This is a genomic window from Nocardia bovistercoris, from assembly GCF_015674855.1.
GTDB classification, from domain to species: domain Bacteria; phylum Actinomycetota; class Actinomycetes; order Mycobacteriales; family Mycobacteriaceae; genus Nocardia; species Nocardia bovistercoris.
In genome coordinates this window covers 120,784-147,218 of sequence record NZ_JADMLG010000010.1, presented here as the reverse complement: position 1 = coordinate 147,218, position 26,435 = coordinate 120,784, and the positions used below count along the sequence as shown (strand labels likewise).

The 26,435-nt window shown below is 66.0% G+C and carries 25 protein-coding genes; 6 read left to right on the top strand and 19 right to left on the bottom strand.

Annotated elements, in window-relative coordinates; translation table 11 throughout:
• Window positions 1-391: 391 nt before the first annotated feature.
• Window positions 392-1,390 (bottom strand): NAD(P)H-dependent flavin oxidoreductase, encoded by a 999-nt coding sequence (locus IT779_RS23680; protein WP_196151594.1) that lies wholly within the window; start codon window positions 1,388-1,390, stop codon window positions 392-394.
• A 189-nt stretch (window positions 1,391-1,579) separates the two neighbouring features.
• On the opposite strand from IT779_RS23680, the gene IT779_RS23675 reads away from it, so the two are divergent.
• Window positions 1,580-2,185 (top strand): TetR/AcrR family transcriptional regulator, encoded by a 606-nt coding sequence (locus tag IT779_RS23675; protein WP_196151593.1) that lies wholly within the window; start codon window positions 1,580-1,582, stop codon window positions 2,183-2,185.
• Window positions 2,186-2,420: 235 nt separating this feature from the next.
• Window positions 2,421-3,242 carry a carbonic anhydrase gene (locus IT779_RS23670; RefSeq protein ID WP_332838940.1) on the top strand — a complete coding sequence of 274 codons (822 nt, stop codon included), beginning with the start codon at window positions 2,421-2,423 and terminating at the stop codon, window positions 3,240-3,242.
• Between the two features lie 240 nt (window positions 3,243-3,482).
• On the opposite strand, the gene IT779_RS23665 is transcribed toward IT779_RS23670, so the two are convergent.
• The 8 genes from IT779_RS23665 to IT779_RS23630 form a co-directional block, all read right to left on the bottom strand.
• Window positions 3,483-3,857 (bottom strand): hypothetical protein, encoded by a 375-nt coding sequence (locus IT779_RS23665; protein ID WP_196151592.1) that lies wholly within the window; start codon window positions 3,855-3,857, stop codon window positions 3,483-3,485.
• A 164-nt stretch (window positions 3,858-4,021) separates the two neighbouring features.
• Window positions 4,022-4,360, bottom strand: a complete 339-nt coding sequence (locus IT779_RS23660; protein WP_196151591.1) for a histone-like nucleoid-structuring protein Lsr2 — start codon at window positions 4,358-4,360, stop codon at window positions 4,022-4,024.
• 279 nt (window positions 4,361-4,639) lie between these two features.
• Window positions 4,640-5,344 (bottom strand): TetR/AcrR family transcriptional regulator, encoded by a 705-nt coding sequence (locus IT779_RS23655; RefSeq protein ID WP_196151590.1) that lies wholly within the window; start codon window positions 5,342-5,344, stop codon window positions 4,640-4,642.
• 68 nt (window positions 5,345-5,412) lie between these two features.
• The gene (locus tag IT779_RS23650) at window positions 5,413-5,568 is read right to left on the bottom strand and encodes a DUF6131 family protein (protein WP_196151589.1); all 156 of its coding nucleotides are present in this window, start codon (window positions 5,566-5,568) and stop codon (window positions 5,413-5,415) included.
• Window positions 5,569-5,739: 171 nt separating this feature from the next.
• Window positions 5,740-6,282, bottom strand: coding sequence for an AMIN-like domain-containing (lipo)protein (locus tag IT779_RS23645; RefSeq protein ID WP_196151588.1), 543 nt, complete (start codon window positions 6,280-6,282; stop codon window positions 5,740-5,742).
• 134 nt (window positions 6,283-6,416) lie between these two features.
• The gene (locus IT779_RS23640; RefSeq protein ID WP_196151587.1) at window positions 6,417-8,075 is read right to left on the bottom strand and encodes an alkaline phosphatase D family protein; all 1,659 of its coding nucleotides are present in this window, start codon (window positions 8,073-8,075) and stop codon (window positions 6,417-6,419) included.
• A 95-nt stretch (window positions 8,076-8,170) separates the two neighbouring features.
• Complete coding sequence (locus IT779_RS23635; RefSeq protein ID WP_196151586.1) at window positions 8,171-8,818, bottom strand: hypothetical protein; 648 nt, start codon at window positions 8,816-8,818, stop codon at window positions 8,171-8,173.
• A gap of 88 nt (window positions 8,819-8,906) precedes the next feature.
• Complete coding sequence (locus IT779_RS23630) at window positions 8,907-9,932, bottom strand: zinc-binding dehydrogenase (RefSeq protein ID WP_196151585.1); 1,026 nt, start codon at window positions 9,930-9,932, stop codon at window positions 8,907-8,909.
• A gap of 135 nt (window positions 9,933-10,067) precedes the next feature.
• On the opposite strand from IT779_RS23630, the gene IT779_RS23625 reads away from it, so the two are divergent.
• Window positions 10,068-10,748: a TetR/AcrR family transcriptional regulator gene (locus IT779_RS23625; protein ID WP_196151584.1), complete on the top strand. Its 681-nt coding sequence runs from the start codon at window positions 10,068-10,070 to the stop codon at window positions 10,746-10,748.
• Here IT779_RS23625 and IT779_RS23620 read toward each other — a convergent pair.
• Both IT779_RS23620 and IT779_RS23615 read right to left on the bottom strand, forming a co-directional pair.
• Window positions 10,654-11,634 carry a GlxA family transcriptional regulator gene (locus tag IT779_RS23620; protein WP_196151583.1) on the bottom strand — a complete coding sequence of 327 codons (981 nt, stop codon included), beginning with the start codon at window positions 11,632-11,634 and terminating at the stop codon, window positions 10,654-10,656. The two genes, IT779_RS23625 and IT779_RS23620, sit on opposite strands and share 95 nt — an antisense overlap.
• Before the next feature lie 146 nt (window positions 11,635-11,780).
• Window positions 11,781-13,235: a response regulator transcription factor gene (locus IT779_RS23615; RefSeq protein ID WP_196151582.1), complete on the bottom strand. Its 1,455-nt coding sequence runs from the start codon at window positions 13,233-13,235 to the stop codon at window positions 11,781-11,783.
• 238 nt (window positions 13,236-13,473) lie between these two features.
• Between IT779_RS23615 and IT779_RS23610 the strand changes: the two genes are divergently transcribed.
• Window positions 13,474-15,099, top strand: coding sequence for an AMP-binding protein (locus tag IT779_RS23610; RefSeq protein ID WP_196151581.1), 1,626 nt, complete (start codon window positions 13,474-13,476; stop codon window positions 15,097-15,099).
• On the opposite strand, the gene IT779_RS23605 is transcribed toward IT779_RS23610, so the two are convergent.
• From IT779_RS23605 to IT779_RS23570, 8 genes are read right to left on the bottom strand one after another with little or no spacing between them, the layout of a single operon-like run.
• Window positions 15,085-16,332, bottom strand: coding sequence for an MFS transporter (locus IT779_RS23605; RefSeq protein ID WP_196151580.1), 1,248 nt, complete (start codon window positions 16,330-16,332; stop codon window positions 15,085-15,087). The two genes, IT779_RS23610 and IT779_RS23605, sit on opposite strands and share 15 nt — an antisense overlap.
• Before the next feature lie 52 nt (window positions 16,333-16,384).
• Window positions 16,385-17,194, bottom strand: coding sequence for an alpha/beta fold hydrolase (locus IT779_RS23600; RefSeq protein WP_196151579.1), 810 nt, complete (start codon window positions 17,192-17,194; stop codon window positions 16,385-16,387).
• 11 nt (window positions 17,195-17,205) lie between these two features.
• On the bottom strand, window positions 17,206-18,438 hold the full coding sequence (locus IT779_RS23595; protein ID WP_196151578.1) for a cation:proton antiporter: 1,233 nt from the start codon (window positions 18,436-18,438) through the stop codon (window positions 17,206-17,208).
• Window positions 18,438-20,153: a chloramphenicol-biosynthetic FADH2-dependent halogenase CmlS gene (gene cmlS / locus IT779_RS23590; RefSeq protein WP_196151577.1), complete on the bottom strand. Its 1,716-nt coding sequence runs from the start codon at window positions 20,151-20,153 to the stop codon at window positions 18,438-18,440. The genes IT779_RS23595 and cmlS overlap by 1 nt, the downstream gene beginning before the upstream one ends.
• Window positions 20,150-20,779, bottom strand: coding sequence for an LbetaH domain-containing protein (locus tag IT779_RS23585; RefSeq protein ID WP_196151576.1), 630 nt, complete (start codon window positions 20,777-20,779; stop codon window positions 20,150-20,152). Before IT779_RS23585 ends, cmlS begins: the two co-directional genes overlap by 4 nt.
• Window positions 20,780-20,787: 8 nt before the next feature.
• The gene (locus tag IT779_RS23580) at window positions 20,788-22,257 is read right to left on the bottom strand and encodes a class I adenylate-forming enzyme family protein (protein WP_198428863.1); all 1,470 of its coding nucleotides are present in this window, start codon (window positions 22,255-22,257) and stop codon (window positions 20,788-20,790) included.
• Window positions 22,158-22,856 carry an SDR family NAD(P)-dependent oxidoreductase gene (locus tag IT779_RS23575; RefSeq protein WP_196151575.1) on the bottom strand — a complete coding sequence of 233 codons (699 nt, stop codon included), beginning with the start codon at window positions 22,854-22,856 and terminating at the stop codon, window positions 22,158-22,160. Before IT779_RS23575 ends, IT779_RS23580 begins: the two co-directional genes overlap by 100 nt.
• A gap of 11 nt (window positions 22,857-22,867) precedes the next feature.
• Complete coding sequence (locus IT779_RS23570; protein ID WP_196151574.1) at window positions 22,868-23,179, bottom strand: hypothetical protein; 312 nt, start codon at window positions 23,177-23,179, stop codon at window positions 22,868-22,870.
• A gap of 485 nt (window positions 23,180-23,664) precedes the next feature.
• On the opposite strand from IT779_RS23570, the gene IT779_RS23565 reads away from it, so the two are divergent.
• The gene (locus IT779_RS23565) at window positions 23,665-24,354 is read left to right on the top strand and encodes an ArsR/SmtB family transcription factor (protein ID WP_196151573.1); all 690 of its coding nucleotides are present in this window, start codon (window positions 23,665-23,667) and stop codon (window positions 24,352-24,354) included.
• 166 nt (window positions 24,355-24,520) lie between these two features.
• Entirely contained in the window at window positions 24,521-26,245 is a 1,725-nt protein-coding gene (locus tag IT779_RS23560; RefSeq protein WP_196151572.1) for a GMC oxidoreductase, read from the top strand.
• Window positions 26,246-26,435: the final 190 nt, after the last annotated feature.

Sequence of the window (26,435 nt, the reverse complement as noted above, 5' to 3'; positions counted from 1 at the left end):
GGTTTGCGCGTGAAACGTTCTCGACGGCAACACGATTGGTTACCTACCGGTAAGTAATCCGAGCAAACTCCGGATTCGACCCCGAAACGGGTTCACAGACCGGGGGAACCGTCTGGTTCCACAGTGGGCGCGAGCCCGCTCGCCTTTCGTAATCTCCCGTGCGACAGTGTGACTCGGTCAACAGGTCCACATCGACCGCTTCCACTTTCGCACACGAACACGCGATGAACAACCGCGGGCGCGAGGGTAACCGGCGGTACGCCTCCGCCGCCCGAGACGCCCCGGGAAAATGCCCCGCCCATCGGAAACGCTCCGCCCATCGGAAACGCCGCGCCCGTGGAACGAAGAAGTCCGCGCCGCCGGGCATCCCGGCGGCGCGGACTCGAGACACTCAGGCGTCCAGCAGCACCGGATCGGCGAAGCGGGAAACCGCCTTGTCCAGAACGCTCTTGGCCTCGGCGACGATGCGCTCGACCAACTCGCCCGCCGACGGGATGTCGTGGATAAGGCCCTGGACCATACCGACCGTCCAGATGCCCGCCTCGGGATCGCCGAGATCGTAGACGGTGCGCCCGCGCGCACCGGCGACCAGCTCGCGCACGTCCTCGAACTGCCCGCCCTCGTTCAGGATCGAGACGACCTCGCGCGACACGGTGTTGCGCGCCACTCGCGCGGTATTGCGCAGCGGGCGGAAGATCAGGTCGGTCTCGCGCTCGTCGGAGTCGACGATCACCTGCTTGATCGACTCGTGGATCGGCGACTCGGTGGTGCACATGAACCGCGTGCCCATATTCACCCCGTCGGCACCCAGTGCCAGCGCGGCGGCCAGACCGCGCCCGTCGGCGAATCCGCCGGAGGCGATCATCGGAATCGTCAGCTTGGACGCGGCGGCGGGAATGAGCACCAGACCCGGGATGTCGTCCTCGCCGGGATGGCCCGCGCATTCGAACCCGTCGATGCTGACCCCGTCGACGCCGACCTTCTCCGCCTTCACCGCGTGCCGCACGCTGGTGCACTTGTGCAGCACCCGGACGCCGTGTTCCTTGAACATCGCCATGTGCGGTTCCGGATTGGACCCGGCGGTCTCCACGATCGTGATACCGGAATCGACGATCACGCGCCGATACTCGTCGTAGGGCGGCGGGTTGATCGAGGGCAGGATGGTCAGGTTGACGCCGAACGGCTTGCTGGTCAGCGTCCTGGCGCGCTCGATCTCCTTGGCCAGGTCGGCGGGCGTGGGCTGGGTCAGGGCCGTGATCATCCCGAGGCCGCCCGCCTCCGACACTGCGGCGGCGAGTTCGGCGCGACCGACCCACTGCATCCCGCCCTGCACGATCGGATACCGGACGCCGAAGGTCTCGGTGAACGACGTGGACAGCGTGTACGACATAGCATTCCCAACTCGTAGAGGCCGCGACGCGCGATCGCCGCAGGTCATCGACGGCAACGGCAATCGACAACAGTGGCGAGGCGAAAGTTCGTGGCGCGTAATCGGTCCGGCAGCTCCGTTCGGGTCGACCGCCCAGTCGCATGTTAGGCGGCGGCCCACAGACTAGTCAATGTTGACTATTTTGGATGCATGTCGCAGCAACGGCCGCCGCAAGCCCGCGGACTGATCACCCAGCACCGCATTCTCGACGCCGCTGTGCGCGCGCTGGTCGACCACGGCTACGCGGGCGCATCCACCCTGCGCATCCAGCAGCTCGCGCGGGTCAGCCGGGGCAGTCTGCTGCACCAGTTCCCCTCCCGCGACGCGCTGCTCGTCGCCGCCGTGCAACATCTGGCCTCGGCGCGTTTCGAGGCGCTCGGGTCGCAGGTGAGGTGGCCGCGCGATCCGGCCGAGCGGGTGCGCGCGGTGGTGGAGACCCTGTGGGCGTCCTATCACCAGGACTATTTCTGGGCGGCCACCGAGTTGTGGGTCGCCGCGCGCCACAACGAGGAATTGCGCGCGGCCCTGCGACGCGAGGAGCGGGTGCTCTATCGCGAGATCCGCGCCTCCACCGACGCCATGTTCGGCGCGCCGGTCAACTCCCATCCCGACTATCCGCGCATCCGCGAACTGCTGACCACGAGCATGCGCGGGGTGGCCATGACCTACGCCTTCGATCGGCGCGACGCGACGCGCGATCCGCATCTGCGGTCCTGGACCGCGCAAGCGATCGATCTGCTCGTCCCGTATCTCTGACCGACTCCTGTGACGCAGATCGCCGTCCTCGACTCCTGACAGGACCGGGCAGGCGGGGTTACGCTGACAGCACCGTCTACTACGAAACGTAGTGTCACACAGTGGTATTCACGACTCCATCGGACTCGTGAATCGAATGCGGTCGCGTCCGGCGCGGTTCGCCCCGCGATAGCCAGATGCGCGAGGGCAACGTAAGGCCGTGCGGTGATCCGCGTCATCCGCAAGGAGTTCTCCGGTGTCGATCCCCACGCCATCCCCGTTCGTCCCGTCCGCCCGCGCGGTGATCGGCCGCCGCGGCCTGCTCGCCGCGACCGCGTTGCTCGCCCTGTCCGCCTGCGGCTCCCCCGACGGGCGATCCGATGTCGAACCGACCCCCGCGCCGCCGCACTGGGACTACGACGCGGACGGTCCCGACCACTGGGCCGACATCGACAACCGCTACACCGTGTGCGGACGCGGCGCCGAACAGTCGCCGATCGACCTCGCCGACCACGCCCCGGTCGATTCCCGCGATCACATCGACATCGATTACGGCCCCGTCGCCTCGGTCGAACTCGTCAACACCGGACACACCGTGCAGGCGAACCTACCCGAGGGCAGCCCGCACCGCATCGTCGTCGGCGGCCGCGCATTCACCCTGACCCAGTTCCATTTCCACGCGCCGAGCGAGCATACGATCGACGGCGTCGGCACGGCCATGGAACTGCACCTGGTGCACCGCGACGCCGCCGGCGGACTCGCGGTGCTCGCCGTGCTGCTGACCGAGGGACCGAACTCACCGTTCGCATCGGTGCTGACCGATCTGCCGCGCGCGGGCGAGAAGCGAACGCTCGGCCCGGTCGATCCGCGCACCTTCCTACCCGGTGATCGCACCCAATTCCGGTACGCCGGTTCACTCACGACTCCCCCGTGCACCGAAGGCGTGGCGTGGACCGTGCTGCATAATCCGGTCACCGTCGCCGCCGCCGAGATCGAGCGCTACCGCGCGCTTTTCCCGCACACCAATCGGCCCGCGCAGCCGCGCAACGGACGCTCGGTCGTGCTGGCAGGCGGCTGAATGGTCCGGGGCCATCGATTTCCGAGGGAAAAGAATTGGGGATTTCGGCGGATTCACCCCGGCCAACCAACCGGTTTGTGGTACCTGCGGTCTGCTTCGACGGCGTCCGGTTATCGCGGAGTTCGAATCCGACCGGATGCCTGCGGGGAACGGTCGGCATTACTCCCGAATGTTACCGGCGCGTTCGATATTGCGGGCGTGGCCGACGGTCGACGCGCGGTATCGAAACTCGGACCGGCCTCACCGCGGATGCCCGTACGCGCGGTTCACGGTGGCGGTCAACAATTCCAGCGCCTCCGCCACGCGGGCGCCGTCGACTTTCCGGTCCGGCGCCGAATTGCGGGCTGTCGCGGCGACGGCGTCCGTGCACCACTGCACCCCGTCGTATACGGCGCGCAGCACCGCTTCCATCGGGACGCCTTCACGGGCCCGTTGCGCCGCCGCGAATTCGAGTCTGGCCAACACCAGACCCGATTCGTCCAAATCCTCCAGCAGCGCGATCGCCCTGTCCAAGCCCTCGCGCAACGCCGCGCGGAACTCGATGCCGGCCTTGCCGAGGAATCCGCGCGCCGCCTGCGCAGGCCACTCGGCGTCGGACCGGCCGTTCGTCTCCACCGCGCACTCCCTTCACCGCTGAAAGCTCGGCTTCGACGGTAGTGGTGTGCCGCCGCGCAATTCCGGTCGAGCGCCCGACTCGGGCGAACCACCTAAGTCGGCGAATCCGGATTGTGAGGTCTCCCAGGGCTCATCCCCGCGGGCGCACAGCGGACGCGGTGAACTCAGGCCGTGGCGCGTTCGTAGGCTTCCACGACACCGGAAGCGACGCGCCCGCGCGCGGATACCGGATGGCCGTTGCGCCGCGCCCAATCGCGAATGATCGCACTGCGTTCGCGATCCGCCGCCGAGGGCGTCTTCGCGATCAGCGAGCGTTTGGTACGCCCGCCGGTGCGGCGCGCCTTATCCACCCACAGCTCCAGGGAATGACGCAGTTCCGTCGCGTTGGGAGTGGACAGGTCGATTTCGTAATCGACCCCGTCCAGGGAGAATTGAACGGTTTCGTCGGCGATCGAAGTTCCGTCGAAGTCGTCGACCAGGGTGACAGTTACCTTCTCGGCCATAGGAGCCCCCTTGTTCTAATTCAGCACTGTCTCTTCGGTGTATTTCCGCGATGCTGTCAGCAGAATAGCGCGCGAGCGCCGAACGCTCACGTTCAGATCGGAATCAGAAGTATGGCACCGCCCCGGTTTGGGTACTCGACTGGGTCGAAAGCGCCACTCCCGATACCCGGGGACAACGTTCCCGGACAACGGCAACCGATACTGTGTACACCGGAAAGTTCCCAGGTAGAGACATCGCCGCAGCCGTAATCCCATCGGGGCGTTGCCCATCCGCGCCCGTCACGATCCGGGTCGGAATCCCACCACGGCGAGCAGGCCGTCGAGTTGGCGTTCGAACAACTCGTCCCGGTCGGCGAAGGTGTCCGCGCCGTACTGGTCGAACACGTCGAAGCCGACCGTGCCGAACAGCGCGGGCCATACCGTCACCCCGCGCAGCATCAGCCAGTCCGGCACCTCGAGCCCGAGGAAGTCCCTGATCGCGTCGAAACTTTCGGTGAGCGGCACGGATACGGACCGCTCACCGGCGGGCGCGGTCAGCAGGCCGCGCTCGTAGGCGCGGGCGAAGATCCGTTGCATGGCGATCACGACGCGGGTGCCGGGGGCGGTGGTCTGCTCGGCGGGCGCGTCGTAGCCGGGCACCGGCGTGCCGAAAAGCAGTCCGTAGCGCGAGGGTTCGGCGCGGGCCCAGCTCAGCACCGTGCGCGCGAGGACACGGAACTGTTCGGCGGGTTCGTCGGGCGCCTCGGCCAGCGCCGCGTCGACGGTGTCGCCGAGGTCGGTGTAGCCGTCGACCACGAGCAGGGTCAGCAGTTCGTCGCGACTGCGAACGTACCGGTAGACCGCCGAGGACACCACGCCCAGTTCGCGGGCGACGGCACGCAGCGACAGCGCGGCCGCGCCGTCGGTCGCCAGGTGTCGGCGACCGATTCGGACGATGTCTTCCATGGTCTGCGCGCGAGCGCGGGTTCTCGGCGTGGTCGGCATATAGCAACGATGCTCTCTACAGAGAGCAATGTCAACAAACGAGAGCAGCGCTCTCTACTGTCACGCGGTCAGTAGTAGTGGCGGCGTCCGCCGACGGCGCGGCCCATCGACCCCAGCAGCAACAGCACCAAGCCGATGACCAGGACGACGAGCCCGATGGTCCACAGAATCGGGATACCGAAAAGGAATCCCACTACCAGAAGGATGATTCCGAGAATAATCATGACGACTTCTTGTTTCGATGACGGGCAAGTGGTCGACGGCCGCGAACCCGCTCACCGGTCTTTCCCGGTGACCGAATACGCGATCGTCGGTCGAGGATCGGACCTACCGAACCCCGAACCGAGACCGTGCTACCCACGAGCGGACCCGCGAAACTCCGCCGCCTCGACACCTCACCAGGAATGCGCCACGTCGACCACGACGCGCGAGCCGCTGCCAGGACCGTCGAGGGTGTAGACCTTGAACGGGAGTCGGGCGCGCGTACCGAGCCCGACCCGCGTCTGACCTTCGAAGGAGCCCGCCCACGACGCCTGCCGGAAGGTCCGGTAGTCCCGCACGTCGACGAGTTCGGTTCGATCGGCGGGGTCGTAGGTGGAAGTGAACGAAGCATCGTAGGCGGGGGCGTTCACGGTGATGTTCAAGAAGGCCGTACCGCGCAACGGCACCGGCGCGCCGGAACCGTCCATGCCGACCTGCTCGACATAGCCGACGTAGTAGCCCGTCGCGGGCCCGCTGAGGTCGAACACCAAACGGTCGAAGCAGTCGTGGCGGCCCGCGTGGATTCCGGTCAGCGGCGCCGACGCCTGGGCGCGGCTCACCGCGGGCAGTGAACCCCACCCCGACGCGCACGCGGGCGCGGCGGAGACCTGGGCAGGCGCGACCGACAGACCGACGACACCGAGAATCGAGAACAACAGGAGAGTCAAGCGACGCACGGCCGCACCACCTTCGAAGGCGAAAAGGATTGATGTATGAAACGCATCGTCACAAGTCAACGCCCCGTTAGCATCCGACACGGCGAAAAGCCTTGAAGTAACCGCCGACTCGCGTGTCCTCGGCGGCGCCGGAATCAGCGGATGCTCTCGGAGGGCTGCGCGAGGTCGTCGAGGTCGAGTTCCGGCTCGGAGTCGGTCGCGCGGTCGGGGCGCCATGCCTCGATGACGCCCGGTTCGCCGTCGCGCACCACGTAGGTGGCGCGGGTCAGCACCGGCGCGCCCGGCCGCGTCACGTAGGGGACGACGCGGAAGTCGTTGCGCCACAGTTGTCGATCGACTTCGACACGGACGTACCCACGTTGCGCGTTGAAGAACTTCAGGTCCGGATTGGCCGCGAGCAGGCGGCGGCCGTGGTCGTAGACATCGACACCGTCGCCGCCGCTGGTCACCGAGGTTCCGGTGAATTCGCTGCCGACCACCGCAGAGTCGGGATCGGCGTAGTCGCGACGCAGGTCGGCGGCGTAGTTCTCGTGCCGGTCGCCGGTGATGACGACGAGGTTGCGCACCCCGCGGTCGGCGGCGGTCGCGAGCAGGGTATCGCGTTCGGCCACATAGCCGTCCCACGCGTCGGTCGACACCGATATCGCCGGGCCGGGATCGTGGTCGGTCTGCCCCATGACGACCTGGTTGCCGATGATCTGCCAGCGCGCGTCGGAGTGCGCGAGGCCGTCGAGAAACCATTCCCGTTGCGCGGCGCCGAGAATGGTCCGGTCGGCGGCCCGGCGCTGCCTGCGGTGGGTGGTCAGGTCACCGTTGAGACTGGCTTGGCGGGTGCGGTATTGGCGGGTGTCGAGCATGGTGATCTCGGCGAGGTCGCCGTGGCTGTAGCGACGGTGCAGGTGGACCCGCGTGCCGGACGGACGCTGTGTCAGTCGCAGCGGCTGGTGTTCGTACATGGCTCGCATGGCCGCGGCGCGGCGACGGCGGAAGACGGCGGGTAGCACATCGATGTCGAGGTCGAGGCCGGAGGAACCCGAGGCCCAGTTGTCGTCGACTTCGTGATCGTCCATGGTGACCAGCCACGGGAACCGAGCGTGCGCGCGCTGTAGTGGCGCCTCGACCTTGGACAGCGCGTAGCGCAGGCGGTAGCCTGCCAGATCGCGCGCCTCGGGCCGCAGATGCGACTCCACCCACCGCCCGGTGCGCTGCCCCGAGACGGCGTCCTCGTAGATGTAGTCCCCCAAATGCACGACCAGGTCGAGATCTTCGTCGGCGATGTGGTCGTAGGCGGTGTAGTAGCCGTCGCTCCACGCCTGACACGACGCGAAGACGAAACGCAGTCGATCCGGTCGGGCGCCTGCGGCGGGCGCGGTGCGGGTGCGCCCCACCGGCGAGATCACCGATCCCGCCCGGAAGCGGTAGTAATACCAGCGATCCGGTGCGAGACCGTGGATCTCGGGGTGCACGCTGTGCGCCGATTCCCTGGTCGCCACCGCCTCGCCCGATCGCACCACCCGCGTGAACGCCTCGTCCTCGGCGACCTGATAGTCGACGGTGACCGGGCTTCGCCCCGATCCGCCGGAACCGTCGGGGGCGAACGGGTCCGGCGCGAGCCTGGTCCACAGCACCATCCCGTCGGGTGTGGGATCACCGGAGGCCACGCCGAGGGTGAAGGGGTCGTGCGACCATCGCGGCGCCCGGAACCGACTGCTGCTCACCGCCGACGTGCCGACCAACAGCGCGGCCGAACCGGCGGCGCCGACGCCCAACAACTGCCGTCGCGACATGCCCATACCCGACGGTACCTCGAAGCGGAGGTGAGACCTCCGATTGTGATCTATCCTACGTTTCCGGCCATTTTCGACTCGAATCAGGCACGGGGCGCGGCTCAGCTGGGCAGGACGGCCACGATCTGTCGGGCGGCCGCGCGCCAGCGAGCGTCGGTGGGCGGCGCGGAAAGGTTGCTGCCGACCAGGACGATGGTGGCGACGAATCTGTCGGTGAAGACCCACACCTGCGGGAAGTCGGAATCGGCTTCGATGAGGACCGCGCGGCCGATGTCGGTGACCACCCGGGCGCCGGGCTCCTTGCGTTGCGCGATCATCTCGTCGGTGACCCGCCCCTGCCGCGGTCGCATGACCTTGATGGTCGCGGTGAACGACAGGATGCCGCCCGCGGTCAGGTAGTAGGTGCAACTTCGACCGTAGGTGCCGTCCGAGCGTTTGGTGCTGGTGTCGCGACCGCCGTCCAGACTCACCCCCGCCAGCGCGCTGATCTGGGACGAATCCAGTACGCATTCGTTGTCGACGGCATGTTCCTCGAACGGCGAGCCACCGGCGGCCTGGGTCGACGTCGCGCTCGGCGTCCGCGAGCCCGACGGCCGGGCAACCGGCGTGCGAGTGCTCGACGGCCACGAACTCGACTGCGCCGGACCTCCCGGTTCCGCGACCGGCGTGCCCGCCACGACGCTCCCGCACGCGGTGGCCGCCAGCGCCAGCACCGCGATCAGCCCTTTGGTCCCCACACGCACGCGCATGATCCGCATCCCCCTCGCCCATCGGTATCGACCGAATACTTCCACACCGCTCGGCCGACCGGAGCGCCGTATACCGGGCGCGGTCGGTCTAGGGGGTGAGCAGGATCTTGCAGTGGTCCTCGGGGTTGCGCAGGTCGGCGAACGCGCCCGCGGCATCGGCCAGGGTGCGGGTCGCGGTGACGAGGGGGCCGACGTCCACGGTGCCGTCGGTGATCCACCGCGACGCGCGGGCGAATTCGTCGGGGCGGTAGGCGAAGGCGAAGCGGAGGGCGAGTTCCTTGACGATGGCGATCGCCGGGGTGATCGTGTCGGGCTGCTGGCACACGCCGACGACCACGATGCGGGTGTGCGGGGTCGCCGATTCCATGACGCTGTTCAGAACGCCCGGCGCGCCGACGCATTCGAAGACGACCGTGCGGGGCCTGCGCAAGGTTTCGACCAGCGGCGAGGGAGGTATTTCGGGGCCCGCCAGTTGCGCCCACGCGGTGTAGGGACTGGTCTGCGCCGGATCGACGACCACGTCGGCGCCGAACTTCTCGGCCAGCGCCCGGCGCGCGGAGGAATAGTCGGCGGCCACCACCTCGACCGAGCCGACGGCCTTCAACGCCGCGATCACCGACAGTCCGACCGGCCCGCATCCCACCACCAGCGCGACATCGCCCGGCGCGAGGTCTGCGGCGCCGACCGCGTGCACGCCGACGGCCAGCGGCTCGGTCAGCGCGGCGTACTCCGGCTGTGGTATCGACGGGACCGAGACCAGCCTGCTCTCCTGTAGGACGACGACATCCGCCAACGCGCCGGTCACGGTCGGGGACAGTCCGATCAGCTGTGGGCCGTCCGGCTGATCGAGGTAGGGCACCGAGGTCACCACCGAGCCGATCGGCAGGGTCCGCTCGGTGTCCGGTCCGTAGTCGAGGATCGTGCCGACGTACTCGTGGCCGAGCACGATCGCGGGAACCAGATCCGGCATGGCGGCCTGGGTTTCCAGCAGGTGTAGGTCGGACCCGCAGATGCCGCACGCCGACGGTGCGACCAGCACCTGGCCCGGCCCCGGCGTCGGGTCGGGCAGCTCCTGCACCTCGATCGCTCCGGCTTTCGCCACCACCGCACGCATCGGTGCCACCTCTCTTTCCGCGGCGCGCGGCGCGATCACCATGCGCACCGGACGGAACTGCCATATGGGTCATCCGGACTCTAGGACGAAAATAGCCTCGAGGGCAATGATGCAATGGGGACTACTATTCGATCCATGGTTGACAGCCCGGCAGACAGCGCTCCCCGCGGTTTGCGCGAGCGCGCGAAGACCAAGCGGCGCATCGCCATCCAACGCGCGGCGCTCGAATTGTTCGTCGAGCGGGGCTTCGAGGCGACGACGATCTCGAACGTCGCCGAACGCGCCGAGGTCGCCCGTCGCACGGTCATGATGTATTTCCCGGCCAAGATCGACCTCGCGCTCTCGTGGTTCGACGAGATGGGTGTGCGATTGCAGGCGGCCTTCGCGGCGAGCCCTTCGAATCCGGACTTCGTCTCCGTCCTCGAACAGTGGCTCGGCGCCGAAGCGGCCACCCAGGATCCACAGCTGGCCGCGCTGGCCTGGGACCTGCTCGAAAGCGACCCGCGACTGCGCGCGCTGAGCCGCAGTCGCATGGTGGCCAGGCTCACCACACAGACCGCCGACGCCTTCGCGCTGCGCACCGGACTCGAACCCGACCGGCCGATGTTCGCGATCGCGGGCCAAGCCGTCGCGGCCGCCACCGACGAATACCTGGCCACCACCGCCCGCCACGGCTACCGCCCCGAACTCCATCGCGACTTCCTGCGCTTCCTGCGTCGCATCACCGATGCCGACAGTCCGGCGGATTCCGCGCCGACGCCGGTCCACAGTCGAGTTTTCGATAGTGATCAGGCGTCGTCCCCACCACCGTCTTGAACCTTCTGCGCATCGCCTCGGATGAACCGAATCCGGTATCCGCTGCGATGCGCGCGACCGTCAGGTCCGTGCGTTCCAAAAGCTGAACCGCCCGGCGGATGCGTTCTCGATCGATCCATTTTCCCGGCGGCAGTCCGACGGTTCTCCGGAATCGACGAGACAGCTGGCGCGGACTGATGTTCGCGTGCTCGGCCAGCTCGCGCACCGTTACCGGTGCCGCGAGCCGAGCCGACAACCACGCGAGCAATTCGATGATCTCGGCATCGGGAGCGGCGTCCGGGCGCCCCGATACGAAATAGCCGCTATTTCCCTGATGCCGACTCGGCAGCACGAGGCGATGCGCCAACGCGGCCGCGGCCGCGTCCCCGCAATCCCTGCGCACCATATGCAGACACAGATCCATGGCCGCAGTCTTTCCCGCCGAGGACAGCAATGATCCGGAGTCGACATAGACCGCCCGAGGATGTACTTTGACCAAAGGAAACAACTGCTGGAATCGACTCGCGTACATCCAATGAGTCGTCGCGTCGCACCCATCCAGCAAACCGGTGCCCGCCAGCACGAAAGCGCCGGTACACAGCGATGCCAGGCGCGTCCCGCGCTCGAAGGAGCCACGGAGGAATTCGATCAGAGCCTCCGGGGAAGCTCCGGGCGACGGGCGCGCGGGCGGAATCACCAGCGTATCGAATCGCCGTTTCACATCGCCTATGGGCGGGATTCGGGACATATCGAATGGAAAATCGTTCCGAAATTCTCCATACCGCAGGATTTCGACCGAATAGCGTCGCCCCGCCCGGGCGGACGACACGGTCGAGAAGACCTCCAACGGAATCGCGAGTTCATAAGCCGAAACTCCCGGCAGCGCGATGATGCCCAGTCGATGCATGCGCGAATTCCCTCTGCGAATCGCACGGCGATGTGCCGGTGCACGGTGAAATTCTAGTGCAGCATTTCGGCGTTTCTCGCGGAACTACCCGCGACTACTTGTCTTGGTAGCGGCGGCCGCCCGGTCGACGGTACGCGCGGATCGCGCTACTCGGCACGTGCGATTATCTGCCCGAGTTGCGCCCTGGACGAGATCTCGAGCTTGCGATACACCTTCCGCAGATGAAAGTTCACGGTGTGGTCGGTGAGGCCGACCTGACGCGCCACTTGACGATTGGTCAGACCTCGACCGACCAGAACGGCGATCTCCCTTTCCCGATCGGTGAGGTCGGAGATCTCGGGACGGGCGGCGTCGGATCCCGCCGCACGGGCCGATCGGCGCGCGGGCAACGCACCCATATCCGCGAGAATCCGACTGCGCACGTAGGGATCCCGACTGGACTCGAGCGCCGATTCGAGAAGCGCGCGATCGTAGGTGAGTACTCCCCGCGCGTGCACCGAGCCGACCTCCAGCGCGGACAATCCGGGGTTACGGCGTGCGATCGAAGTCGCCGCGGCGGCCACCCCCTCCGCCAACGGCATATCGCCACCCTGTATCGCGATGCGGACCAGCCGTGCGGCCATCGAGGGATCCTCCGCGAAACACGCGCTCTCGGCGCCGATCAGATACAGCGACGATCGCAGCCGCATGCTCGCGAGCCTCGGTCCGGAATCGAGGGCGGCGATCTCGATCTCGAGGAACTCGGCACGAGCGACCGAATCCGATAGCGCGTAGTAGTGTGGTTGCGATCGCATCCGGCCGAGGGCTTCGACCGCATGCGCGATCTCACCGAGCCGCAGGTGGGCGGATGCCGAAATCACCAGTGCCCGCGCGACTCCGGCCGCGGTTCCATGCTGGGTGGCGATTTCGATCGCGCGGGCGGCGGTCCGCAGCGCCTTTCGCGGACTGCCCGCCTGTAGATGCAGGGCAGCCCGCAGGGCTAGAGGTATGGAATCGAAGGCATGCAGGCCGGATCTGTCGATGACGGACTGCAGGTCCGACAGCAGTCGGTCGGCTCGATCGATGATCCGTAGATCGACCAGCCGCTTCGCCAGCATGATCTGGGCGTGCACGCGCCAGATCGGCGCCGCCGCGGCCGATACGTGCACGGCCACCTGATGCTGCCAGAGCCCGGCGGCCAGATCACCCGTCGTCCAGCTGCGATTCGCTCGAATGCCAAGGGCCACAGCCCGAGAAGCGATGCGATTCGCCGCACCGTGCAGAACCGCGGCGGCGACATCGTAGGCACGCCGCTCGTCGATCTGCGACAGCATGAGCATTCGCAGCGCGGTCAGATGATCGTCGAACTCGGGCGAGGTATCGCGTGCCACCGACAGCCGTTCCAGGTCCGCGAGAGCCCGAGGGAAGTCGCCACGCACCAATGCGGTTGTACTGCACTTCAAGTCGGCGAGTATCCGAGGGTTGAGGCCTTCGACGGTTTCCACCGTGGCTGCCATGAACAGAAGATCGCTGATCAGTTCGGGAGCCGACTCCGCCGACGGCGGAGTCGCGGCCGGTTCTTCGGTGTACATTCTTGTCGCCGAGAGGGATTCATCAGCCATGCCCGCCTCCGATAGGTCTGCTCAAGTGGTGTCGACCTGTCGGCTGAGCCGAGTAGTTGTCGACCGAGAACCTCGTTACCACAGTAGTGCACGATGCCGGGGTTGGGGTGGTCCACCGGGGCCTGCGGACACCCTCGCGCACCGGGCCTGCCCGAGATCGGTCATAGCCATGGTCGATTTCGGACAGACTCTGAGCGACAAGCAGTTTCGCGCCTCCCACAACTGCGACGATGTGGCGATGACCGACGAGACGACACCATTACCCGGTGGCTCGGGCCGCGGCGCGCGGCGGCCCGCACGTTCCCGGAGAACAGCCGAGGCGGCGACACCGAGCCTGCACGCGATCGATACCCCCGAGCGCGTGGCGATCATGATGGCGACGAGCGGGGAGACCGTGACCTACACCGATCTGGAAGACCGTTCCGCGCGATTTGCCGGTGCACTACGCGCACGCGGCATCTCGGCGGGCGGCCAAATCGCCATCCTGATGGAGAACAACCGCGCGTACCTCGAAGTCGCTTGGGCCGCACAGCGTTCAGGGCTCTACTATACGGCGGTCAACAACCACCTGCGCGTCGGCGAGGTGCAGTACATTCTCGACGACTGCGGTGCGCAGGCCATCGTGACCAGTTCCGCGACGGCCGAGATCGTCGCGGGTCTCGACCTGTCGAGGATTCCGGTGCGCGTGTGCGTCGCGGGCGACGTCGACGGGTTCGAGCGCTACGCGGACCTGCTGGCCGAACATCGGCGAATCGAGGTCGAGGACGAGCGCGAGGGCAGGGAGATGCTGTACTCGTCCGGCACCACGGGGCGGCCGAAGGGGGTGCGCAAACCGTTGCCGGGCACCGAGTTCGGGCACCCGTCCGCCGCTCCGGTGCAGATCGCGAACGGACTTCTGACACAATGGGAGTCGGAGTCGGTCGTATTCCTTTCTCCGGCTCCCTTGTACCACGGGGCGCCACTGATCTTCTCGATGTCCCTGCATCGGTTCGGAGCCACGGTGATCGTGATGGAGCGATTCGACGCGCGGCAGTGCCTCGCCTTGATCGAGCGTCACCGCGTCACCCATACCCAGATGGTGCCGACGATGTTCGTGCGCTTGCTGCGACTACCGCGGGAGCTGCGCGAGCGCCACGACCTCTCCAGCCTGGTCGACATCGTGCATTCCGCCGCGCCGTGTGCGATCCCGGTCAAGCGAGCGATGATCGAATGGCTGGGGCCGATCGTCAACGAATACTATTCCGGGACAGAGGATATCGGCTCGACCTATATCACGTCGAAGGAATGGCTGGCGCATCCCGGGTCGGTCGGACGGCCGACCCAGGACTGCTTCATAGTCGGCGAAGACGGCGAAATCCTGCCGTCCGGACAGGTCGGAAGCATCTATTTCGGCGGTGGGCGGCCGTTCGAATACCACAACGACCCGAAGAAGACAGCCTCCGTCGCGCATCACCGACACCGTGACCGGCGCACTTTCGGCGATATCGGGTATCTGGACGACGACGGCTATCTGTACCTGACCGATCGGCAAGCTCATATGATCATTTCCGGCGGCGTGAACATCTACCCGCAAGAGGTGGAAGATGTCCTGGCCACACACCCGGCGGTCCTCGATGCCGCGGTGATCGGAGTTCCCGATGGCGAGATGGGCGAATCGGTCCGCGCGGTGGTGCAGCCGACCGATCGGTCGGCCGCCGAGGACACGGCAGCCGAATTGATCGCCTACTGCCGTGCTCGACTCGCCTCCTACAAATGCCCACGCGCCGTGGATTTCGTCGACGAACTGCCGCGCGATCCCAGCGGCAAGCTCTTCAAGCGACATCTGCACGAAAAATACTGGGCAGGAAGATCATTCATCGATTGAAACGCTCCTCGAAAGCGGCGCGGCGACTACCTCGTCGTGCCGTACGGGCGCCGAGCGCGCTGTCGTCACCCTCGCGTTGACCACGACCACCGCCGCGGTCACCGATGTCACCACCGCCTCCACGATCAACCACGGCGCCCAGTCCACACCGCCGGACAGGACCTCGAGCAGATAGGGAGCGGCGAATCCGAGGTAGATCAGGGTGTAGAACACCGCGACAGCGGAGGCCAGTTCGTCCGGCTCGGCCAGTCGTTGCACCGCGAGCAACCCCGCGACCAGCAGAATTCCGTACGCGGCGCCGAGCAGCACGGCGGCGGGCAGAATGAGCGCGACCTGATAGCGCGCACCCGCGGTCTCGGCGAGCACCGCGGTGACCACGAACCCACCGCCTGCCAGCAGCAGGCCGACAACCGGTGGCCACTGCGCTCCACGCGAATCCAACCGCCGCGCCAAGGGCTGAATCAGCACGCCGGTCAGTAGCGTGAGACCTGCCACGGCGCCGCTGAACGCGATCGGCAGGCCACCCGCATGTGCCGAGGCCAGTTTCGCCGCGGTCACGAAAGATGTCGTCGCGGCTCCGAAAACCCATGGCGCCCACGGAAGAACGCCGACCAGGAAGCCTCGGGTCCGTACCATCTCCGGCAGCGGCGTCCGAGGCCCGAGCCGAGTCGACGCCGGATCGGGGCACCGACGGACCAACAGCACCGCCGGGAGCATCAACACCAGATGCGGGAAATACGGAGCACTCGTCGCGAGCGGCAGCCATTGCGCGACCGCACCGGACACGAGCGGTCCGGCGCCGAACCCCGCCGACAACGCGATCGCGGCCCGACGGGCGCCCGCCCCTTCGGCGGCGCCCGCGGACAGTTCCTTCACCCAGGCACTTCCCGCGACAAAGGCGGCGCCCGAGGCGATTCCGGCCAGGAACCGCGCCGAGCCCATCACCGCAACCTCGCCCGGTCCGCAGATCAGTACGATGGTCGCCACGATCGACAAGACGGCCGTGCGGATCGTCACCCACCGGCGCCCGCGCCGGTCGGCCACTGCTCCGGTGATCAGCAGCGCCGGGATCAGCCCAGCCGCGTACACGCCGAACAGCGCGGCGAAGGCGGCGCCGGACAGGTTCGTGTCTCGCTCGTACACCCCAGCCATGGGCGAGAACTGATTCGCACCCCAGCCGACGCCGAACATGACGAACGCGGCACGAAACCAATCCTGAATCGAGAAGCGCATGGAACTCATCCTGGCACCGGAATACTTCACGCTCGGGTGAACGGTGCGCCGGTCACGATCGCAGCTCCGCGGCGACCCGCCGGACCCATTCCCGGAAGCAGCTGTCGAAGGCGACCGGCCTGTCGACGTGCGGGTTGTGGCCGCACGCGTCGAGGACCACATTGTCCATACGAGTGTAGGTACGCGACAGAATTTGCTGATCGGACCAGCCGACAATGGTGTCCTGCCGTCCCGTGATCAACAGCGCCGGAATATCCACCGAGCCCTTTTCGTATTCCACCCGCTCGACCGGAACGAACGAGGCCCGCAACAGTTCGCCGAACTCGCGGTCGTATACCTGTAATCCGGGCAGCACACAGCGGGCGAACCGGTCCCACGCACCCCAGCTCTGATCCATGGCGTTGGCACGGAACAGCGCCCGTTCGACCGGGTCGAGTCGATCACGCAACTCACGATTGGACCGGGGAAAGACCTTCTCCGGCAGCGTCGCGTCGCGCGGATCGACCAGCACCGGGGAGAAGAAGGCCGCACCGACCACTCGATCACGAAATGCTCCGACCAGATGCCGGGCGAGTTGCGCGCCGAAGGAATTGCCGACCACCGCGAAACGGGAATCGATGCGGTTGTCGACGAATCTCTCGATCAACGCGAGAAACGCGTCGGCGTTCGGCGCGGTGCCCTCGGCCGGACTCCCGCCGAAACCGGGGAGGTCGACATAGATTCGCTGCCAAGGTTCGTCGTCGGTGAAGACATCCTCGCACGGCAGGAAGGTGCGGTGATCCACCCCGTAGCCGTGCAGGAACACTATCGGCAACCCCGACCCCTTGACCACGACATTCAATTCCGACGTTCGCACTGTCACTTTCTCGGCCCTCACGTTCCGACGTTCAAGGCGGGCTCGACCGTTCGCGCATCCCCGCCCGGGCTACGCACCCGCGCGCGACCGGCGAACAGCCGCAGCAGCGGCGCGGTCATCGCGGTCGTCACCAGAGCCGCGATCACCAACAGCGAGTACATTTCCGGCCCGATCAAGCCGAGCGACAGACCCGCGACCAAGATCACCAGTTCCGTCAACCCTCGGGTGTTCATCAGGCTCGCCAGCATCCCCGCCTCTCTCGGGGGTGAGCCGCACAGGCGCGCCGCGCCGTAGGTGCCACCGAATTTGCCGAGCACCGCGGCCGCGATGATCACGCCCAGCTCCAATGCGCTGCCCCGATCCAACCCGCTCAAGCTGACCTGCAAGCCCGCGGTCACGAAGAACGCCGGGAGGAACAGTGCGCTCACCAGCCGGGTGTGCTCCAAGAGCAGAGCGCTGTGTTCCCGAGGGAACACCAGGCCGAAGAGGAACGCGCCGAAGATGAGGTGCAGGCCCATCCACGCGGTGGCGGCCCCGCAGATCAGTGTCCCGCTGATGCCGACCGCGATCAGCGCGCTCGGCGTCGCCGACCGCGACAGCCGCGGCAGCAGCCTGCGCATCGAGACGATCGCGACGAGGAACGGCGCCACCGCGATCAGACGCCATCCCTGCGCGGAGTTCGCGCTCGTCGCCGCGACCAACACGCACAGAACCGTCCACGCCAGCACGTCGTTGACCGCGGCCGCCGCCAATCCGATCTGGCCGACCTTGCTGCGCAGCAGGCCGCGCTCGGCGAGTATGCGAGCCAGCACGGGAAAGGCCGTCACCGCGAGAGCCGCGCCGAGGAAGAACGCGAACCGGGTCGAATGTCCTTGCGCGTGCCGGGCCAACAGCGTCGCCCCGAGCACGATGCCGAGCACGAACGGCGCCGCGTACGCGGCGATCGACACGGAGGTGACCAACCGACGCGCGCCGGAGAACGAATTCCGATCGATCTCCAGTCCGGCCTGGAACATGAAAAGGGCGATGCCGACGTTGGCGAACGCCGCCAGGTAGTGCTGGACGTCGAGCGGGAATATCGCGGTGGATATCGTGCTGCCGAGCACGACCGGCCCCGCTACGATGCCCGCGGCGATCTCGCCGATCACCGCGGGCTGGCCGAGCATCTCGGCGACCCTGCCCAACAGTCGCGCGGCGACGGTGATCAGGACCAAGTCGACCAGTAGCATGACGAGCTGATGGTCCGACATCACACTTCGTACTCGACACCGACGCCGTCGAAGCGCAGCCGGTCCTGGATCGCGACCCGCTCGCCGTGCTTGTCGTAGCCGGTGATCAGCCCGGCCTCGATCAACCGGATCACGATCTGTGAGCTGACGTCCTTACGGCCGATATCGCCGAGGCTCTTCACCAGCGCCCGGTATCCGGTCTCCTGTTCCTTGAGGTCGGTGAAGATGCCGAGGTGTTCATCATCGAACGTGTATTTGATCATGTCCTGGCCCTTGTCGTTGGCCAGGACCTTCTTGGCTTCCAACCGGAAGCTCAGCGGGTCGACTTTGTAGTAGTCCGCCAATATCACCTCCCCGCCGTTCCATTCCAGTCGGGTGATGCGGTTGAGTTGTTTGGTCAGCTCGCTGATCCAGCGCACCCGTGCCGGATTGAGTTCGTTGTCGGAGAATTCGTCGCTGAGTTCCATGCGCTGATGTCTGCCGATCGCGATCATGGTCGACGCGCGGTCCCGGAAATCGCCGATCGACCAGTCCGGATTCTGCTGATCCTTCTCGATCAGCTTGTCGAACCAACCGCGCCGTTCCAGCCGGTCGTCGTCGGACTCCGCGATACGACGCCGCAGCCAGAATTCCGACTCCGGCTCGGTGAACGACGCGAAAGTGTAGAAGGAGGCCAAGAACTCGTGATACTGCTCGTAGGTCTCCTGGTAGCTGCGGTTGTACCACCGGTGCACAGCGTCCTGCTCGTCGGGGTGTGCGGTGATGCGGTCGATGGACGCCGCCGCCGACACCGCGGACTGCGCCGCCAGATGGACGCCCTGGGAGAACAGCGGGTCGGTGAAACAGGCGGAGTCCCCACACAGGAAGAACCTTCCGCCGGAGAAGATCTCGGAGTCGTAGGACCAGTCGTGGACCACCCGTACCTCTTCGTACGGAGTGGCGCCGTCCAGGATTTCCATGGCCCGCTCGCAGCGTGCGAGGGTTTCTCGATAGAACTGCTCGCGACCGACTTTGCGCATTTCGTCGACCTTGGACCGGTCGACGACGACACCGACGCTGTAGATGTCACCTTTGAGCGGAATCATCCACACCCAGCCGTCCTCGAAGGTGATCGAGTAGGTGGTGCCCTTCAGATCCCCGGTGAACGGGTCGTCTCGCCGGAAGTACGACCAGACGGCGAAGTTCTTGTAGAACTCGTCGAAACGACGCACATCGAGCTGACGGGCCAGCGGACCGCCCGATCCGCCCGCGTCGATCACGAAATCCCCGGTATGGGTTTCCGATTCGTCGCCGCTGCGCGCGGTCAGCGAGACCGAGTCGGCCGCGTCGACATCGACGTTCTCGACCAGCGCGTTCTCGTGCACGACGACGCCGCGCGCCCGTGCCTGGTCGAGCAGAAGCTTGTCGAAGTCGCCCCGGTCGACCTGAATCGAGTGATCGAATACCCACGGTGCGGTGCGCGGCGTGTTGAAGGAGAAGGTCCAGGGCGCCTGATCACGCCCCCACAGGAAGGTCGCGGACGGCTTCTTGACATATTCCGCCGCCTCCAACGCGTCGGACAGCCCGAGTCGGTGCAGGATCGACAGGGTGCCGGGCAGGAACGACTCCCCGATTCGATAGCGCGGAAACCGGCTCTTCTCGAATATCTCGACCTCGTGCCCGAGACCGTTGAGCGCCAGCCCCGCGATGCACCCGGCCGGGCCGCCGCCGATGATAAGCACTTTTGCACGCTTCATGTCATCTCCTTCAACGATTTCATGGACTTCAGCCGATTCGGCAGGAAATACGAATGGTCGCTCGGCGGATCCTCGAACAGGCAGATACCCGCCTGAAAGACGCTGCGGTCACCGACCGACACCTCGGGCGCGACGGTGCAACTCAACCCGAAGAAGTTGTCGTCGCCGATGCCGACGCTGTTTCCGCAGTTGAAATTGGGGGCGAGAAAATTATTCGACCCGAGCCGAGAATGGTGGCCTATCGAGCACTGGTAGTTGACGACGTTGAAACTCCCGATGAGGGTGTCGACGCCGACGTAGCACCACGGACCGAGTACGTTCCCGTCGCCGGAGAGCGCCGCGGGATCGATTCTGGTGCTGGGATGGACGATGTTGGCCGCGGTACGTCCGCTGGGACGAACGTAGCCGTCGATGATCTCCCGACGTGCGCCGATGTCCGCCACCGCCACGACGACGGCGGCCGAGGACGGCACCTGGTGCTCGGCGAGCACGAGCTCGGCGTCGACGACGTCCGCTTCGGCCGCGACCGACAGATAGCCGGCTATTCTGAATTCGGAACGGTCCGCGTTCATGTCCTCGACATACCGGGCGACTTCCAGCGCGAATTTCCCGGCGCCGATCAGCACGAGATCTTTCAGGACAGTATCCTTTTCTTCTTGAACCGCTCCGACACCGCGATATCGGTCACCGGATTGACTTTCGAGGGAATCTTGAACTGCGCCACCCGCCCCGCCAGGAATTCGTGCACGTGGCGGCGCAGCTCCGTTTTCGACATCGGCTCGACGGTCTGCACGTCCACGCAGACGGCTTGGCCGGTGATATTGTTCGGCACGCCGTAGACGGTGCAGTCGGCGATGACCGGACTGGACAGCAACAGCGATTCGAGTTCCAGTGGAAGAACTTTCTCGCCGCCGACATTGATGACCTCTTTGGCCCGTCCGACGACCCGCAGATAGCCGTCCTCGCTCTCCTCCACCAGATCTCCGGTCCGGAACCATCCATCGGGGGTCAGCGCTTCGTTCGGGTAGTTCAGGTACCCGACGAACTGCGTCCGACTCTTCAGCTGCAATTCGCCCTCGACCACCCGGAACTCGACCTCGGCATCGGTGATCTTGAAGTAGGTGCTCCCCGAGGACTCGCTGGCGGTGGTGGAGATCCCGGTCTCGCTGGTGCCGAAGGTCTGCACGAACTTCACCCGAGGAAACGCGGTGGTCAAGCGCTGCAACAATGCCGCGGGCATCGGCTCGGTGCCGTAGGTGATCAACCGGAGACAAGACAGGTCGTACCTGCGGTGGAAGTCGCCGATGAGGATCAGGTTGAGAAAAGTCGGACTGGTTGGCAACACCCTGACCTGGCGCCGTTCGATCATGGCGCACACCGCGTCGGGGGTTCGTTCGATCGGCACGATCGCCGGACTGCCGCCGAGAACCGCACCGAGGACGGTGTTGATGCCGCCGATATGGTCGAACAACAGGAAGATCAGAATACTCGGCACCTTCGTGCCGGTACGGGCGCGAGCCGCGAGCTTCTCCTCGACGAGGGCGTCGAGATTGTGCAGAATCGCTTTCGGCTTACCGGTGCTGCCGCTGCTGAGCAAGATCAGCCCCGACGCACCCGCACCCACGATCGCCTCGAACATCTGGGGCTTCGCCCTGTCCACGGAAGCGCCGAACGGCTGCACCGCGATGCCGTCGGCGATCCTGATCAGGTGGTCCGGGGCACAGTGATCGGAGATGGTGGCCAGTGCCGCGTCGGTGAGGTGCACGATCGGAACGACGATGTTCTTGTTCACGTAGAGCGCCAGGAGAATCGCGATGGACCGGAAGGAGAAGTCCCCGTGCAGCACGACCACGTCGTGCCGCCGCACTCCCGAATCGCGAAGTAGCGCTTCGGCGGATCGCACCTCTTCGAGCAGATCGAGATAGGAATGCTCGACGTCACCATCGATGATCGCGGTGCGGTCGCCGAGATGCTTCAACCGATCGAAGAGTTCGTGGCTGCCCATCAGTTCACCCCGCCCAGAAACAGCGTCTCCCCGGTCACGAAGGCGGATTGCTGCGTCATCAGAAATTCGACTGGTCCGACAATATCTTCCACGCTGCACATCCGATTGATTGTCTGTCGGCGGATCAATTCGTCGATCTTCGCCTTGGAAACTGTTCTGGTGAGAACTGTCCGCACCGGCGGCAGACCGATGCCGTTGACCCTGATCTCGAAATCAGCGAGTTCCTTGCTCATTACCCGCGTCAATTGCTCTATCGCGCTCTTGCTCGCCGAGTAGACCAACTGGCCGTCCAGCGCCCACGGCACGGCGACGGTGGAGACGTTCAAAATCGCCGAAGGCGGGTCGGCGCTGCGCTGCAAGAGTTTCGTCGCCTCTCGACAACAGTCGAGCACCGCGAAGAAATTGAGCTCGAATATCTTCCGCGAGACATCTCCCGGCGTCATCATGAAGTGATTCATCGTCGAGGTGCCCGCATTGTTTATCAGGCCGTCCAGATAGCCGTATTCGCGCCGAACGGCGGTGAACAGACTACGAACCTGATCCGCCCGGGTCAGGTCGACCTCGTAATGTCTGTAACGATCGTGCTCGATCGTCGCCGATCTTCTACTGCAACCGACGATCTGGTGTCCACGATCGAGCAGCTGCTGCGCGAGCGCCTGGCCGACCCCGGTCCGAGTGCCGGTGATCAAGATGAGCATGGCAGGCCGGCTCACACCGCTTCGGAGACGCCGGCGTCCTGCAACTCTTCTTCGATGAAGCCGACCAGGTTGGTCACGCTGGAGAACGGACTCACCCGGCGAGACACCGCCTTCTCCGAGGTCAGCGACACCTGGAAGTCGAGCTCGTCCTCGATCTGCTCCTCCAACAAGCTCAGGAAGCTGACCAGGTGCATCGAGTCGAACAAACCGTTCTCGCCATACAATCCGATATCGAGGATATTGTCGAGCGGTATCTTCTCGCTCCGTGTCAGATTTATCTCGTCGAACGTCGATCGGACAAGTTCCAGTATTCGGTCCTTCATCGGATTTCCCTCCCGATACGGAGAACGCGACGTGCAGAATTGTGTTCGGTACACAGCGGCGGGTAGCACGAGCAGATCGAACGAGCAATTCGCTAGGCTTTCGATCTCCCCCGACGATATCCGACCACTATTTAGGTCGGGAACCCACATGTTCGGGTAGTGGCTACCCGTTCCACGACGCGTCCTCCCGTCTCGGACGGCAACGAAGAAGATTCATGAACAGCGGGCTGATCGGGGTACGGTCCGCTCGGTCGAGAAGTTCGGCACGGGTGACCACGAGACCGCGATCAGTATTTCGGACTCGGTAACGGTCCGGTATCCGCATTCGAGTACCATGCCGGGCCGATAGTCCTCGAACCAACGATCGGTGATCGGTGCGGCGAAATCGATGTCGAGCAGGGAACGCGACCCGGATTCCGCGACGGTCATCGTGACATCGGAATATTTCACGCAGGCCTGAACAGTCCGCGTCCTACCCTGAAAATGTGTATGCGGACTACGACCTGGCGGCCACCGGCCGTGCCATCGCCGACCCGACGCGGGCCGCCATGCTGCTGCGCCTGATGGACGGCCGCGCCCACACCGCGGGCGACCTGGCCCGGTCGGCGGGCGTATCGGCTTCGGCGGCCAGCGCTCACCTGCGCCACCTCGTCGACGCGGGACTCATCGCCGTGACGATCGCCGGTCGCCGTCGTCTCCATCTACTGGCATCCACCGAAGTCGCCAACGCCATCGAGGCATTGGCCATGGTGTCACCGCTACTCCCGGTGGAAAATCTCCGCCAGGCCCGCACCGGCAGTCGTCTGCAGGTCGCCCGCGCCTGCTACAGCCATCTCGGCGGCAGGCTCGCCGTGGCGATCACCGGGGTCCTGGTGAGCGACGGGGTCATCACCGCGCTGCTGCCTCGCGCATCGGGCGAGATCCGCTCGTTCGACCATCCGCTGCTTCGTTCGCTCGGGATAAGCCGTGTGGCAACGGGCTCCGCACCGGCGGTCCGCGGCTGCCCGGACTGGACCGAAGGCACTCCGCACCTCGCCGGACGCCTCGGCTCGGCGGTCATGGCGGCGATGCTGGAGCAAGGCTGGCTGAATCGCCGCCCCCGAGACCGCGCGCTCGCGATCACCGACGCGGGCGCCACGCGCCTGGCCGGCCTCGGTGTGTGGCCTGCGGCCTGAAGCGCGCCGCGGGTGGGCCGACAACGCCACCGCAACGACCACCCGCGCTCGGGATCCGTCCCGCACCCATGGTCTCCGCCGATACTGGCGGACATCCGGCGAAGGCCATAACCTACCCGGGAGTAATGTTAGTGTCGTCACCGGTGACGCGATCTAGGAGAGCCACATGAACCAGCGAGCGACGGACTTCGATGTGCTCGTGATCGGGTCCGGCTTCGGCGGCAGCGTCACGGCGCTGCGCTTGGTGGAGAAGGGCTACCGGGTCGGCGTCCTCGAGGCCGGTCAGCGCTTCGCCGACGACGAATTGCCGCGTACCAGTTGGGATCTGCGCAAATTCCTGTGGGCGCCCGCGCTCGGCTGCTACGGCATCCAGCGCATCCACCTGCTGCGCGATGTGCTCATCCTCGGCGGCGCGGGCGTCGGCGGCGGGTCGCTGAACTACGCCAACACTCTCTACGTTCCGCCGGAGCCGTTCTTCCGCGATCCGCAGTGGCGCGACATCACCGACTGGCGCGAAGAACTCGCGCCCTACTACGAGCAGGCGCAGAAAATGCTCGGCGTGGTGCGCAATCCGCACATGACACCGGCCGACGAGGTGTTCAAGAAGGTCGCCGACGATATGGGCGTCGGCGACACCTTCGTCCAGACTCCGGTCGGGGTGTTCTTCGGCGAACCGGGAAAGACGGTGCCGGATCCGTACTTCGGCGGCGTCGGGCCCGAGCGCACCGGATGCCTGGAATGCGGCGACTGTATGGTCGGCTGCAAATTCGGCGCCAAGAACACCCTGGTCAAGAATTACCTGTACCTCGCCGAACAGGCGGGGGCGCGGGTGATTCCGATGACGACGGCCACCGGCCTGCGCCCGCTGCCCGATGGCACCTGGGACGTGTCGACCGTGCGCACCGGAGCCCGGATCCGCAAGCGCCCCGCGACGTACACGGCCACGCACGTGGTGCTCGCCGCGGGCACGCGCGGCACCCAGCGACTGCTGTTCGACATGCGCGACCGCGGCGTGCTGCCGAAGCTGTCGGATCGCCTCGGGGTGCTGACCCGCACCAATTCCGAGTCGATCGTCGGCGCTGCGACCAAGAAGGTCACTCCCGGAGTCGATTTCACCAAGGGCGTCGCCATCACCTCCTCCATCCACCCGACACCCGACACCCACATCGAACCGGTCCGCTACGGCAAAGGCTCCAACGCCATGGGCCTGCTGCAAACCCTCATGGTCGACGGCGGCGGCCGGATTCCGCGCTGGCTGCGATTCGTGCTGCTGGTGCTGCGCCGCCCGCTGGATCTGTTCAGCTTCATGACCACCAAGAACTGGAGCGAACGGACGATCATCTCGCTGGTGATGCAGAACTTGGACAATTCGATCACCACCTACACCAAACGCGGGCTGTTCGGACGCAAACTCACCAGCAAGCAGGGGCACGGCGAACCGAATCCCACCTGGATTCCGGTCGGCAACGACGTCACCCGCCGCGTGGCGGACCGGATCGGCGGAATCGCGGGCGGCAGTTGGGGTGAGATCTTCAATATCCCGATGACAGCGCATTTCCTGGGCGGCGCGGCGATCGGCGCCGACGCCGAGCACGGTGTCATCGACGGATATCACCGGGTGTTCGGCTATCCCACGCTGAGCGTGGTCGACGGCGCCGCGGTGTCGGCGAATCTCGGCGTGAATCCCTCGCTGACCATCACCGCACAGGCCGAGCGCGCGGCGGCCTACTGGCCGAACAAGGGCGAGATCGACAGCAGGCCACCGCAGGACTCCGGTTACCGCCGCATCGCGCCGGTCACCCCCAAGGCTGCGGTGGTTCCGGCGAGTGCGCCCGCCGCACTGGTGTTGCCGATCGTCGAAATCCGCGCGAACGACGCGTCCACGGCCTGAGGTCGGTTTCGTTGCCCGACCGGGCGATTCGGTCGGGCGCCGACCGACCCCGATCGTCCGCGCCGGAGCGTGCGTCCGAATCGCGCACGGATACATCCGGTTTCGTTGTTTCGATTTCGTGAACGAACGGGCACGGAATTGTCTCGACAGTGGGATTCGACCGCACCGTTTTGCCCCGGTGAAACCGTCT

Coding starts and splice junctions, on each gene's coding strand:
- IT779_RS23575 (WP_196151575.1), bottom strand. CDS start 22,856: ATGCTCATCTTGATCACCGGCACTCGGACCGGGGTCGGCCAGGCGCTC.
- IT779_RS23625 (WP_196151584.1), top strand. CDS start 10,068: ATGGTTGACAGCCCGGCAGACAGCGCTCCCCGCGGTTTGCGCGAGCGC.
- IT779_RS23605 (WP_196151580.1), bottom strand. CDS start 16,332: ATGCGCTTCTCGATTCAGGATTGGTTTCGTGCCGCGTTCGTCATGTTC.
- IT779_RS23615 (WP_196151582.1), bottom strand. CDS start 13,235: ATGGCTGATGAATCCCTCTCGGCGACAAGAATGTACACCGAAGAACCG.
- IT779_RS23560 (WP_196151572.1), top strand. CDS start 24,521: ATGAACCAGCGAGCGACGGACTTCGATGTGCTCGTGATCGGGTCCGGC.
- IT779_RS23635 (WP_196151586.1), bottom strand. CDS start 8,818: ATGCGCGTGCGTGTGGGGACCAAAGGGCTGATCGCGGTGCTGGCGCTG.
- IT779_RS23660 (WP_196151591.1), bottom strand. CDS start 4,360: ATGGCCGAGAAGGTAACTGTCACCCTGGTCGACGACTTCGACGGAACT.
- IT779_RS23630 (WP_196151585.1), bottom strand. CDS start 9,932: ATGCGTGCGGTGGTGGCGAAAGCCGGAGCGATCGAGGTGCAGGAGCTG.
- IT779_RS23650 (WP_196151589.1), bottom strand. CDS start 5,568: ATGATTATTCTCGGAATCATCCTTCTGGTAGTGGGATTCCTTTTCGGT.
- IT779_RS23680 (WP_196151594.1), bottom strand. CDS start 1,390: ATGTCGTACACGCTGTCCACGTCGTTCACCGAGACCTTCGGCGTCCGG.
- IT779_RS23595 (WP_196151578.1), bottom strand. CDS start 18,438: ATGTCGGACCATCAGCTCGTCATGCTACTGGTCGACTTGGTCCTGATC.
- IT779_RS23655 (WP_196151590.1), bottom strand. CDS start 5,344: ATGCCGACCACGCCGAGAACCCGCGCTCGCGCGCAGACCATGGAAGAC.
- IT779_RS23570 (WP_196151574.1), bottom strand. CDS start 23,179: ATGAAGGACCGAATACTGGAACTTGTCCGATCGACGTTCGACGAGATA.
- IT779_RS23640 (WP_196151587.1), bottom strand. CDS start 8,075: ATGGGCATGTCGCGACGGCAGTTGTTGGGCGTCGGCGCCGCCGGTTCG.
- IT779_RS23610 (WP_196151581.1), top strand. CDS start 13,474: ATGACCGACGAGACGACACCATTACCCGGTGGCTCGGGCCGCGGCGCG.
- IT779_RS23620 (WP_196151583.1), bottom strand. CDS start 11,634: ATGCATCGACTGGGCATCATCGCGCTGCCGGGAGTTTCGGCTTATGAA.
- cmlS (WP_196151577.1), bottom strand. CDS start 20,153: ATGAAGCGTGCAAAAGTGCTTATCATCGGCGGCGGCCCGGCCGGGTGC.
- IT779_RS23675 (WP_196151593.1), top strand. CDS start 1,580: ATGTCGCAGCAACGGCCGCCGCAAGCCCGCGGACTGATCACCCAGCAC.